Genomic DNA, 12,701 nt, shown 5'->3' with positions numbered 1-12,701 from the left:
TTCTACACGGGTGTCGTTGGCATCATTTCACTTGGCGACGCCAATCGCTAGTCGCAGTGCAGCATACGCATCGACGCCAAGGGCGCTAACTCGCCCTGGCGCTCGAATACGCTGCACCGGGATACGCGACAAAAAAGCCGCCATCGGCACAGGGCCTATGGCGGCGTGAGGCAGACGCGTGACCACAAGTCACAGCGAGGGGGCCGACGGCGTCGTGACAGGCCTGATTACAGACCTGTCGCCGGGCTGCGTGTCAGATTGAGGGCACCGTCTGCGGTGATGACCAGATTGTCCTCGATACGCACACCACCATGCGGTGCCAAAGCCTCGACCAGCTTCCAGTCGATATGCTCACCGCGTGCATCGTGGCGCAGCGGCTCCAGCAACATGGGGATGATGTAGCAACCCGGTTCAATGGTGATGGCCATGCCGGCCTCCAGCACACGCGTCAGGCGCAGCATCGGGTGACCTTGCGGGGGATGACGGATGTCGCCGGTGGTGTGATCAGGAATGCGACCTGCCACATCATGGACCTGCAGCCCCAGGAGGTGCCCGAGACCATGCGGACAGAAGGCTGCCGTGATCCCTTGTGCAACCTGATCTTCGGCGGGCAGGGACACCACGCCCAGCTCCCGCAGCAGCTCACCCAGCTCGCGATGCATCTCGAGGTGCAGATCGACGTAGTCCACACCGGGTGCGAGCCTTGCGATCAGACGCTTCTGCAGCGCCTCCACACCCTCGATCAGGGCGCGATAGAGCGGCAAGGCATCGTCGCCCGCCCAGCTGCGCGTGATGTCAGAGGCATAGCCGTGCACGCTGGCGCCGGCATCCACCAGCAGGCTGTGACGGGCGGCGGGAGCCTGCAAACCATAATGCTGGTAATGCAGAACCGCGGCATGCGCATTGAGACCCACGATATTGCCGTAGGGCACATCCGATTCCCGTTGGCGAGACGCGCCAAGATAGGCCAACTGGATATCGAGCTCCGCACCGCCTTCCATGAAGGTACGTCGGGCAGCCAGATGGCCACGCGCGGCGCGCAGGCTGGCTTCTTTAAGACAGGCGATCTCGAATTCGCTCTTGCAGACGCGCCCCTCGTCGAGCTGGCGCACCAGGCCGACCGGGTTGGGCAGTGCCTCAAGTTCGCTGACCACCAGCGGGTTAAGCTCGGCGATCTCGCCCAGCAGCGCCACGCGGCCCTCGGGACGCTGTGGCAGTGTCGGCTTGCGCAGATGGACGATCTCGAACTGCTCGGCCCAGGGCGCAGTGTCTGACGTCGGCAGGCTGGGTGACAGATGCCAGAAGTCATCGGGGGCATAGAGGTAAAGCGTCGGACGCTCGCCCGGACGAATCACCAGCCAGCTATCGCTGAGACCCGCCATCGGCACCCAATGCAGAAAATGAGCATGTGACTTGAAGCTGGCATCCTGATCATCGGCGAAATGCCGCTTCGGCTTGCCACTGTGCAGCACGATGGCGTCCAGATCGTGCTGCTGCATGGCGACTTCGTAGCCTGTTTGCAGCGCCGCCAGATGGGCGCGGTGTGCCGCGGCGTGGGTGATGGTCGGGTCGTTGAGCTGGCTGTCGGACATCATGTTTCCTTGCAAACGGTCGTCACGCCTGACATGGAGAAGTGAGCGTCAATGGCGTGGTGTGGTGGAGAATGAGGGGATGAAGGAGAGAGAAGAGTGCCGCTGAGCCGTCGCCGTCGACCCTCCTGCCCGGATGACTCACGAGAAATGGGCTTCCAGCTGGTGCCAGAGTTCACTGACACTGTCGTGGCGCGGCACGCGCGGGCGATACAGGCGGATATGCAGGCCAAGATCCCAGCGCGGGTCACCGGCACGCACCAGCTTGCCGCTGGCGATTTCCTCTGCGGCCAGCCGCTGCGGCAACCACCCGATGCCATAGCCCTGCAACACCAACGCCTTGATGTTGGCCGCCTGGATATTCTCGTTCATGGTGACCAGATGTGCCTGAATCGGGACCTGAGCGAGATGCGCCATCAGCGAGGTGGCGACGACGGCACGCGGGTGCGGGCTGATGAACGGCAGCGGATTGCGCCGCGTGCCCGGCAACTGATGACGCGGATTGCCATCCGCGCCGGGCGCGCACAGCGGGATGAAGGTTTCCTCGCCGACCACCAGGTATTGGTAACTGTCCAGCTCAAAACCCAGGTCTACCCGAGCCTGGGGCCAATAGCACAGCGCCAGGTCACATTCGCCGCGATCCAGCCCGTGGAAATAGTCGGCCGCCAGCCAGCCGGTGGCACGCAGATAGGGCAGCACCTGTTCACGCAGCTGAAGCTGATCGAGCCAATCAGGCAGGAAGTGTGACACCAGAGACTGCGGCGCCCCCAGCGATATCTTGCTGGCTTGCTGCTGGGCCATGTCCTGCAGGCGTTCGCGTGTGATGCGAACGCGCTCGGTGATCTGCTCGCATAGCTGGAGAAATTCGTCTCCGGCGGGAGTGAGCGACAGCGGCAGGGTCTGACGATTGATCAAGGTGGTGCCCATCTCCTCTTCCAGCAACTTGATGCGGCGGGAAAAGGTGGGCTGAGAGACATTCTGTGCATCGGCTGCCCGCGAGAAATGTCGGGTCTGAGCCAGAACGATGAAATCTTCGAGCCAGCGAATTTCCATGTAATCGGAGTGCCTCGTCGGCCTGGGAACAGGCCATGTCAGGAGGTCGGGTGCACATCTCTTCGGATGTGTCACACCAGAGTATCTTGGGGATGCGTCATCGGGGCCCGGTGCCACGCTGAATCTTCTTCTATCATCGTGGGCAATGGCGCCAATTGACCTGTTGGTCAGTAGCGGATGTGCGAAATCTTGCCCACACAAAACGCGAGATGCAATCGTCAATGAGGGCAAGACGCAAGGTTGCCGATGACAATGGCAACCTTGCGCGGTCTTTCCTTGCTTGGGGCCGGAAACGCAATGATCGATGGCGCCCATCACATCGCCGTCATCACTTTCGTCACTGCCATCACATCAATCGATGCGGCCTTCTTCCACGGCGTGGCAGGCGACCTGACCAGTGTCCGTGGCGATCAGACGCGGAATCTCGGTGCGGCAGCGCTGATTGGCATGCGGACAACGGCCATGGAAGACGCAGCCCGAAGGCAGATTGACCGGCGTCGGCACCTCACCCTCGAGGCGAATGTGATTGGGCTTGTCATCGTGTAGCCGCGGAATCGCCGACATCAATGCCTGGGTGTAGGGGTGACGCGGTCGGGCGAACAGTGAACGGGTGTCCGCCAGCTCGCACAGCGTGCCCAGATACATCACCGCGACGCGGGTGCCGAAGTGCTCGACCACGGCCAGGTCGTGGGTGATGAACAGATACGTCAGGTTGCGTTGCTCCTGCGCCTCCATCATCAGGTTGAGCACCTGGGCCTGGATCGACACGTCCAGCGCCGAGATCGGCTCATCGGCGACGATGAATTCCGGGTCCACCGCCAGCGCGCGGGCAATGGAGATACGTTGACGCTGGCCACCGGAGAATTCGTGGGCGAAGCGCTTGCCCCAGTCCGGGTCGATGCCCACCGAGCGCATCACCTCCTCGATCTTGTCGCGCACCTCGCCATCCTTGAGCGTCGGCTGATGGAAGCGCAGCGGCTCCTCCAGGGTCTGCTGAATGGTCATACGCGGATTCAGCGACGCATAGGGATTCTGGAAGATCATCTGCATACGACGACGGTAGGGCAGCAGGTCCCGCGGGGCCATGTCATCGATGCGGGTACCGTCAAAACGTATCTCTCCACCGCTGGGCTTGAGAAGCCCCATCACGGTACGTGCGACCGTCGACTTGCCACAGCCGGATTCCCCGACCACGCACAGTGCCTCACCACGCTTGACATCCAGCGTGACGCCATTGATGGCGTGCACATATTCCTGCTTGCGACGCAGGCGTCCCTTCTCGAAGGTCAGCTGCTCGAGAAAGTCACCGGACAACGAGAAGCGCTTCTCGAGATCACGGATTTCCACCAGGGTTTCGCCAAGCTCGGCGCTATCCACACGGGTGGTGGAAGCCTGGGAGGAGGACTGAGCGTCCTTCAGAATTGCCGCGCTCATGCGTTCACCTCCGTGCGGTGGCTGTCAGTGGGTGTGGTGCCATTGCCGTTGGCATCTGAGATTATCGGGGTCCAGCGCTCGCCGGCCACCATGGCATCGACCATATGGCAGGCCACCTTGCAGTTGCCGGAGTTGGCAAAGGCCGGCACCTTCTCGAGGCAGATATTCGCCGCAAAGTCACAGCGCGGATTGAAGGCGCAGCCGGCCGGAATCTTGGTCAGGGTCGGCATCGAGCCACGAATCTGGTTCAGACGGCTGCCCGGAGTGGCCATCTGGGGCAGGGCGTTGATCAGCCCCTGGGTGTAGGGATGCTGAGCATCATTGATGATCTCGCGGGTCGGCCCCTGTTCGATGACGCGCCCGGCATACATCACCAGGGTGCGCTGGGTGACCTGGCTGACCACGCCCAGATCGTGGGTGATCAGGATCAGCCCGACGTTGTGCTTCTCGCACAGCAGCAGCAACAGCTCCATGATCTCGGCCTGGATGGTCACATCCAGTGCGGTGGTCGGTTCATCGGCGACGATGATGTCCGGGTCCAGCAGCAGCGCGATGGCGATTATGATGCGCTGTCGCATGCCGCCGGACAGCTCATGGGGATACTGATCCAGGCGCTTCTCCGGTGAGGGAATGAAGACCTGATTGAGCTTGTGCAGGGCGATGGCGCGCGCATCCTTGCGGGAGATGCGACGGTGCGCCTTCAGACACTCGATCATCTGCTCGCCGATGGTCAACACCGGGTTGAGCGTCATCATCGGGTCCTGGAAGATCATCGAGATGCGGTTGCCGCGAATCGACTGCATCGCCTTGGGCTTGAGGGTGTTGAGCACTTCACCATCGAACTTGATTTCGCCGCCGGCGATGTAGCCGGGCTTGGCGATCAGATTCAGGATGGTGAAGGCCGCGACCGACTTGCCGGCCCCCGACTCACCGACGATCCCCAGCCGCTCACCGCGTTCCAGGGTGAAACTGACGTCGCGCAGGGCGCGCACCTCACCGCCTCGCATGGCGAAGCGGACGTCGAGGTTGTTGACTTCAAGTAGTGCCATTGTCTTGACTCCTCTCGGCTTCAGCCCTTGTAGAGACGCGGGTTCATGACATCACGCAGCCAGTCGCCCAGCAGGTTGATGACCAGGACCAGCACGATCAGCACGCCACCGGGGATCAGCGTGATCCACCAGCTGCCTGACTGCAGGTAGTCGAAGCCGGATTTGATCAGTGACCCCAGCGACGGCTGGGTCTCCGGCATGCCGAGACCGAGGAAGGACAGCGCCGCCTCCGAGATGATCGCGTTGGCGATCTGCACGGTGGAGATGACGAAGATGGGCGACAGGGTGTTGGGCAGGATGTGACGGAACATGATGCGACGAGAGCGGAAACCCATCACCCGCGCGGCATCGACGTATTCCTTGTTTTTCTCCGCCAGCACCGAGGCACGGACGGTACGCGCATACTGCGGCCATTCCGCCAGCCCGATGATCAGGATCAACAGGATCAGCGCGTAGTTCGAGAAGGCAGCGCCACCGAAGGTCGCCTTGATGATGGCGCCCACCACGATGGCCACCATCAGGGTCGAGAACGATAGCTGGATATCGGCCATGCGCATCAGGAAGGCATCGATACGCCCGCCCAGATAGCCCGCCAGCAGCCCGAAGGTCACGCCGAGCAGCGCCTGCAGGATGACCGCGCCGAAGCCGATCAACAGCGACACGCGCGTGCCGTAGAGAATGGTGGAGAGCAGATCTCGTCCCTGGGCATCGGTACCCAGCAGGAAGGCCGGATCACCGCCCGCCATCCACGCCGGCGGCAGCTCCGAGTTCATGATGTCGATACTGGCCAGGTCATAGGGATCAGCCGGAGCGATCCACGGCGCGAGGAAGGCCCCGATCACCATGGCGATGAACACCAGCAGACAGGCCTGGGCCATCCAGTCACGCTTGAAGCTGTATACCAGATAGGACTCGCGGAAACGCTGCCAACGGCCGGGGACCACGATGGAACTGGTCTTCGGGGTGACGGGCGCGTTGCTCGATTGGGTATTGAATTGGCTCATGCCGGTTTCCCCGCAAGCTTGACGGTGGGGTTGACCAGTCCGTAGATCAGATCGACGAGGGTGTTGGTGATAACGAAGATCACGCCGACCATCATCAGATAGGCCACGATCAGCGGGATGTCGGAGCGGGTGATGGCCTCGAGGAACATCAGGCCCATCCCCGGCCACTGGAAGACGGTCTCGGTCAGGATGGTGTAGGCCACCATGGTGCCGATCTGCACGCCGCCGACGGTGATCACCGGCAACATGGTGTTCTTCAGTGCGTGCAAGAAGTAGATACGCTTGAGACCGATGCCCTTGGCGCGCGCGAACTTGATGTAGTCCGACTGCAGCACTTCCATCATCTCGGCACGAATCAGGCGGATGAACAGCGGCAGCATGATCGAGGCCAGCGAGATGGCCGGCAGCACCAGGTGCCAGAGGCCATCGGCGGTGAAGAAGCCGCTCGACCAGGTGCCCGCGACGTGTACCAGCTCACCACGTCCGTAGGAGGGCATGCCGCCATCGGTGGACAGCATGCCGTTCAGGACACTGCCCCAGGTGGTGTCGCTGGGGAACCAGTCCACCGTCACGCCGATCGCGAACAGCTGGATCAACACGATGGCGGTCAGGAAGACCGGCACCGAGATACCGATGATCGAGGTGCCCATGAACAGGCGGGACAGCCAGTTTCGTGGACGGATCGCTGCGAACACCCCGATGGGGGCAGACAGCAGGATGATGATCAGGCTCGAGGCCATCACCAGTTCCAGCGTGGCGGGCAGGTGCTTGAGAATCACCTCGGTCGCCGGCTGCTTGTAGAAATACGAGGTGCCGAGGTCCCCTTGCAGGGCATTGCCGGCAAAACGCAGATATTGGGTGATGAAGGGGTCGTTGAGGCCCATTTCATCGCGCATGACTTCACGCTGGGCTTCCGACACGGCCTGGCCGGTCATCTCGCGCAGCGGATCACCCAGGTTGTCCTGGATGGCGAAGCTGATGATGCTGATCACGAACATGACCAGTACGGCGTGCATCAGGCGTTTGATCAGAAAGGCAATCATGGATCGCCACCTTCCTCGTGAACATCACGGTCTCGCGCGTGTCGGCCCTGGCCATGCTGACCGATCACGCTGGGTGTCAGGTATCCCGCCCGTCGCTGGCCTGTCATCGGGCACAGGCTCCCCAACCCATCACCGATAGGCGATAGTGAGGAAAACAACAGGCGGGGGGAAGTCGTCGCGTTCAGGCCTGAAGGGCAACCAGAGAACTCGATACCAGTGTTTCACTGGTTGACTGTCTCTGGCTGCCTGCCTTGCCTGACGCGAGGGGTGAGTGAGGAATCGATGGGGAGTGGATGAGCTGAGAGCACGGAATCAGTCCTTCATAGCCGCCTTCCACATCCCATCCATCTTGCCTGTCCCTCACTCACGCGGCGGGATCACTCCTGGTCGATGACCAGATCCCCCAGATACGGGAAGTTCATCACGTTGAGGACCGGCTCGATGTTGACGCCATCACGCGCGCCCCAGGCCAGGTTCTGCCAGTGCAGCGGCACGAAACCAGCATCGTCGTAGACGGCTTTCTCGGCGGCCTGCAGCATCTTGGCGCGCTTCTCGGTGTCGGTCTCCAGGTTGGCCTCGGTGACCATCTTGTCGACGTCCGGGTTGCAGTAGTTGCCGGAGTTGTACTGACCGACACCGCTGTCGGCATCCGGGCAGAAGGTCAGGAATTCGAAGAAGTTGGCACTGTCTTCGGTGTCCGAGTGCCAACCGATCATCATCATGTCGGCGGCACGCGCATCATATTCCGGCCAATACTGGGCCTTGGGCAGGGTCTTCAGGTCCACCGTGATGTTGATCTTGGCCAGCATCGAGGCGACGGCCTGGGCGATCTTGGCATCGTTCACATAGCGGTTGTTGGGCGCCATCATGCTGATCTCGAAGCCATCCTCGTAGCCGGCTTCCTTCATCAACTCCTTGGCCTTGGCCACGTCATAGCGCGGCGTCAGCTCGGGGTTGTGGCCCTGATAGCCATCCGGTGACATCTGGGCGGCGGGGGTCGCGAAGCCTTTCATCAGCTTCTGGGCGATGCCTTCCTGATTGATGGCGTAGTTGACGGCCTGACGGACGCGCTTGTCCTTGAAGGCTTCGACACGATCCTGGTTCATCTGGAAGGTGATGATGCGGGTGCCGCCCATCTCGACCAGGTGCACGCCGTCCTGCTTGCGAATGCGTTCCAGGTCGGTCGGCGGTACCGGCGCGATGAAGTCCATGTCGCCGGAGAGCAGCGCCGCGACACGCGTGGCGTTTTCCTTGATCGGCGTCAGCACGATGTCATCGACATTACCCGGGGATTCGGTATCCCAGTAATCCTCGAAGCGCTCGAAACTGATCTTCACGCCCTGCTGACGGTCCGCGACCTTGTAGGGGCCAGTGCCGGACTCGTTGCGTGAGGCGAAAGTGTTGGCCGCCTTGGCGATCTCATCCTTGGCCTTGCCGTCTTCGGTCTCACCGGAATAGAACTCACTGTCCATCGGGAAGATGTAGGTGGCGGCATTCAGCACCAGCGGGAACGGCTTGTCGGTCACCAGATCCACGGTGTAGTCATCAACTGCCTTGACGTCGGTGAACGGCGCGAAGATGGCCTTGAAGTCGGCACTCTTCTTGAGGCGCTCGATGGTCCAGACCACATCCTTGGCGGAGAAGTCATTGCCGGAGTGGAACTTGACGCCTTCGCGCAGGTGGAAGCGCATGGTGTTGTCATCGACACGCTCCCAGCTCTTGGCCAGGCGGCCATCGAAGCCGAGATCCTTGTTCCAGCGAATCAGCGGGTCGTAGACCATGTGCGACAGCTGCAGGGTGCCGCCGGAGAGCTGTTCGTGGATATCGAGGGTCACGGGGTCAGCGTCGTAGGCCATGCGCAGGGTGACGTCTTCGGCCATTGCCGGAGCCGCCATGGCCAATGTCGCGCTGCCGATCAGCGCACACAGGGTCTTCTTGGGCAAGAAAGACTGGAGGGCATTCTGACGGGTCATGAGCATCCCTTTGCTTGTGTAGTTTGTTTGTTGTTGTGGCGATCCTGCGCGGCTGTTGAAGCAGACACGAAGGATGCGTTCTAACAGTAGGGAGTCATTTGGTCGCGGGACAATCGAAATGTTGAGTAGCCGGATGCAGGTGGTGAATAGCCTTTTCCTGACCACGCAACGTCATCCAGGCTGGTGCAGGGTGCGCGATTGACGAAGCGACACCCCGGATGTCACACGGCGTTGCCATTTTTCACCTCGATAACGCCGTGAGCTGCGCGCGCTGTCTGCTAGGGCTATACGGAGCGATGCAGTACTGCCACGTGCAAGGAAAGCCACCGTGACACTGGCCTGCCTCGTTCATTCTGCAAGACCTCAAGACAATTAAATCACAATAGAATCAGTCACTTGATCCGGGTGCGATAACCAAGGGCTGAAAAGTCTTTCGAAGATGGTGTGGCCGTGATGTGTGTCAGTTCCGTCAGCCTACAGCGCCTGGTTGAGAGACATTGCGTACGCTGAATACCGCCAACCAGGCTTCACGCCACCTGGCGATACACAACCACCATCAACGGCAGAAAAGCCGCCAGGGTACGCAGTGATTTCTCAATGAGTGCAGCTTCTGCACTTGATTGGTGCGCATGTCGTTCTGCGACCAAAGTTGCGCCTCTGAGGCCCTCCACGAAGGCCTGCGAGGTCGATACTGCGCTGTAAAATTCACAAACGGTGCGCTGAAAGTACGTGAAAGACTTCCCAGCGCAGATGATCGCGAGCCCTGACCCCAATCAATAGACGCCAAGTCATAGGGTGATCAGAACATTGCAAGTCAGCACATTGGAGGTCAGGTGGATAGGCGCCAGGGCAGTCGCTGCTGACGAGCACTCGCGACCAAGCACTGGCAAGGGGAGGAGCATTTGAGGTAAGGCGGCTGAGGGCCCCTCCTGACAAGAGGGAGGCCTGAAACGCGACGCGCCTCCCGGATGGGAGGCGCGTTGGAGGCACTGATGACGATGCTACCGGCACCTTGCGGCATCGGCAGCTGGATCAGGTCAGGTTGGCCTGCTCAGTCCTGCTGGGGCAAAGGTTCGATGCGGTCCACGCGATACAGCTGCGGCACCTGTGACAGATTGCTGATGGTGCAATCGAGGTTGTTCACTCGACCATCGGAAAGGCCGTAGACCCAGCCGTGCACTTCCAGCTTCTGACCGCGCTCCCAGGCACGCTGCAGGATCTTGGTTCTGGCCAGGTTCTGCACCTGAGAACGGACATTGAGTTCGCACATGCGGTCGACCTGCTCATCCAGCGGCAAGTCCTTGAGCTCGTCATAGTGCAGGTTGTAGAGCTCACGCAGGGTGTGAAGCCAGTAGTCGACCATGCCATTGTCACCGCCGGTGATCGAGGCACGCACGCCACCACAACCGTAATGGCCGACGATCATGATGTGCTCGACCTTCAGGACATCGACGGCGTACTGGATCACCGACAACGCGTTCATGTCGTTGTAGTGGATCAGGTTGGCGACATTGCGATGAACGAAGACTTCGCCGGGCGGCAGGTCGATGATCTGGTTGGCCGGTACGCGGGAATCCGAGCAGCCGATCCACAGAAAGTCAGGATTCTGCTGGTCCGAGAGGCGCTTGAAGAACTCAGGGTCGCGCTCGGTCATGGATTCAGCCCAGACCTTGTTTTGCTCAAGCAGCTTTTCGATATTGCTCATGGCAGGGAGACCACTTTTTCAAATGACGGGGGCAGGGGATAGTTCTCACACAGAGGCGTTGGTCGTGATGCCTCTCGGGCACAGACATTCTGGGCTCAGGCCCTCGAGACAGCTAGTCGCGGCAGCGTCAGGCCAGGCGTCAGAGCGCTGATGTCACGAGCGACAATGTTACGCGCCCGCGAAGCGCTTCGCCAATGACGGTGCTAGCCCCTGTGCCAGCACGTTGTAACTTTTGTCTAACATGCTTGTGGGACATATTTACCGTGTCAGAGGCCACAGGGTCAACCTGAAGACCGATACGCAGGTAACCGCGCCCAGCGACTCGGGACTCCCGAGGCCGCGCGAGTCCTGATACCATGTGGCCAATTCATCAAGGAGATTCCCGTGACCGATCAGACCCATCAGCCTGCGACAGGCCAGTTTGACTTCGACCTGTTCGTCATTGGTGCCGGCTCCGGCGGCGTTCGCGCTGCCCGGACCGCCGCCGCGACCGGCGCCCGCGTTGCCGTGGCAGAAGACCGCTACCTCGGCGGTACCTGTGTCAATGTCGGTTGCGTGCCCAAGAAGCTCTACTCCTACGCTGCCCACTACCATGATTCCTTCAAGGACAGCGCCGGCTTCGGTTGGGATCTGGGCGACGCCCCGCGCTTTGACTGGGCGACCCTGCGCGATCGCAAGACCGCCGAGATCTCTCGTCTGAACGGCATCTATCGCAATCTGCTCAACAATTCCGGCGCCACGCTGATCGAAGGCCGTGCCACCATCGCCGATGCCAACACCGTCGTCGTCAATGGCGAGCGCCACACCGCGGCCAAGATTCTGGTCGCCACCGGTGGCTGGCCGTTCCTGCCGGACTTCCCGGGTCGTGAACATGCGCTGGATTCCAACCGCATCTTCGATCTGGAAAGCTTCCCCAAGCGCTTCTTCGTCATCGGTGGTGGCTATATCGCCGTCGAGTTCGCCAGCATCTTCAATGGCCTGGGTGCCGAGACGCACCTGAGCTATCGCGGCGACCTGTTCCTGCGCGGCTTTGACAACGAAGTACGCGAGTTCACGCGTGACGAGATGGCCAAGAAGGGCGTCAATCTGCACTTCAACACCACGGTCGAGTCCATCGACAAGCAGGGCGACGTCTACAGCGTGCGTCTCAGCGATGGCCAGGTGCTGGAAGTGGATTGCATCCTCGCCGCCACCGGGCGCAAGCCGAACATCGAAGGCCTGGGGCTCGAGAATGTCGATGTGGCGCTGAATGTCGATGGCACCGTGCGCGTCAACGAACGCTTCGAGACCACCACCCCGTCCATCCTCGCGCTGGGTGACATCATCGGTGGCCCGGAACTGACGCCGGTGGCGCTTGAGGAAGCCATGCACCTGGTGCGTGCGCACTTCGGCGACGGCGTCGTGGGTGGCCTGGACTATGACAGCATCGCGACAGCGGTATTCTGTCATCCGAACATCGGTACCGTCGGCCTCAGCGAGGAAGCCGCGCGTGAGAAGTTCGACAGCATTCGCGTCTACACCGCCGATTTCCGTCCGCTCAAGCACACTCTGTCCGGCAGCGATGAGCGCAGCCTGATGAAGCTGATCGTCGATGATGCCAGCGACAAGGTCGTCGGCGTACACATGGTCGGTGATGAAGCCGGTGAGATCATGCAGGGCATCGGCATCGCCGTGCGTGCCGGCCTGACCAAGGCCGACTTCGACCTGACCGTGGGCATTCACCCGACGGCAGCGGAAGAGTTCGTCACCATGCGCAGTGTCACGCGCACCTGACAAGCCAGTCGCCAAGACAGCTCGTCGAAAAGACTGAGCCTTGAAAAGACTGAACGTCGTAAAAACAGAACGCCTCAC

9 protein-coding genes are annotated in these 12,701 nt (G+C 61.1%); 1 reads left to right on the top strand and 8 read right to left on the bottom strand.

Annotated elements, in window-relative coordinates; genetic code table 11:
• Window positions 1-227: 227 nt before the first annotated feature.
• The 8 genes from pepQ to can form a co-directional block, all read right to left on the bottom strand.
• The gene (gene pepQ, locus QQF40_RS07225; RefSeq protein WP_285460848.1) at window positions 228-1,592 is read right to left on the bottom strand and encodes a Xaa-Pro dipeptidase; all 1,365 of its coding nucleotides are present in this window, start codon (window positions 1,590-1,592) and stop codon (window positions 228-230) included.
• 138 nt (window positions 1,593-1,730) lie between these two features.
• Complete coding sequence (locus tag QQF40_RS07220) at window positions 1,731-2,642, bottom strand: LysR family transcriptional regulator (RefSeq protein ID WP_285460847.1); 912 nt, start codon at window positions 2,640-2,642, stop codon at window positions 1,731-1,733.
• A 351-nt stretch (window positions 2,643-2,993) separates the two neighbouring features.
• Window positions 2,994-4,076, bottom strand: a complete 1,083-nt coding sequence (locus QQF40_RS07215) for an ABC transporter ATP-binding protein (RefSeq protein ID WP_175088770.1) — start codon at window positions 4,074-4,076, stop codon at window positions 2,994-2,996.
• On the bottom strand, window positions 4,073-5,125 hold the full coding sequence (locus QQF40_RS07210; protein WP_285460846.1) for an ABC transporter ATP-binding protein: 1,053 nt from the start codon (window positions 5,123-5,125) through the stop codon (window positions 4,073-4,075). Before QQF40_RS07210 ends, QQF40_RS07215 begins: the two co-directional genes overlap by 4 nt.
• Before the next feature lie 20 nt (window positions 5,126-5,145).
• A complete protein-coding gene (locus QQF40_RS07205) occupies window positions 5,146-6,129 on the bottom strand; it encodes an ABC transporter permease (RefSeq protein WP_285460845.1) in 984 nt (327 codons plus the stop codon).
• The gene (locus QQF40_RS07200; RefSeq protein ID WP_175088773.1) at window positions 6,126-7,172 is read right to left on the bottom strand and encodes an ABC transporter permease; all 1,047 of its coding nucleotides are present in this window, start codon (window positions 7,170-7,172) and stop codon (window positions 6,126-6,128) included. The genes QQF40_RS07205 and QQF40_RS07200 overlap by 4 nt, the downstream gene beginning before the upstream one ends.
• A gap of 377 nt (window positions 7,173-7,549) precedes the next feature.
• On the bottom strand, window positions 7,550-9,145 hold the full coding sequence (locus tag QQF40_RS07195; protein ID WP_285460844.1) for an ABC transporter substrate-binding protein: 1,596 nt from the start codon (window positions 9,143-9,145) through the stop codon (window positions 7,550-7,552).
• Window positions 9,146-10,196: 1,051 nt separating this feature from the next.
• The gene (can, locus tag QQF40_RS07190; protein WP_043334249.1) at window positions 10,197-10,850 is read right to left on the bottom strand and encodes a carbonate dehydratase; all 654 of its coding nucleotides are present in this window, start codon (window positions 10,848-10,850) and stop codon (window positions 10,197-10,199) included.
• Between the two features lie 384 nt (window positions 10,851-11,234).
• On the opposite strand from can, the gene gorA reads away from it, so the two are divergent.
• Window positions 11,235-12,623 (top strand): glutathione-disulfide reductase, encoded by a 1,389-nt coding sequence (gene gorA, locus QQF40_RS07185; RefSeq protein ID WP_285460843.1) that lies wholly within the window; start codon window positions 11,235-11,237, stop codon window positions 12,621-12,623.
• Window positions 12,624-12,701: the final 78 nt, after the last annotated feature.

Origin of the sequence: Cobetia sp. LC6 (assembly GCF_030264805.1) — a bacterium.
Classification (GTDB): domain Bacteria; phylum Pseudomonadota; class Gammaproteobacteria; order Pseudomonadales; family Halomonadaceae; genus Cobetia.
Note: the sequence above shows the minus strand (reverse complement) of the source record. Positions and strands in the feature narration are given on the sequence as shown.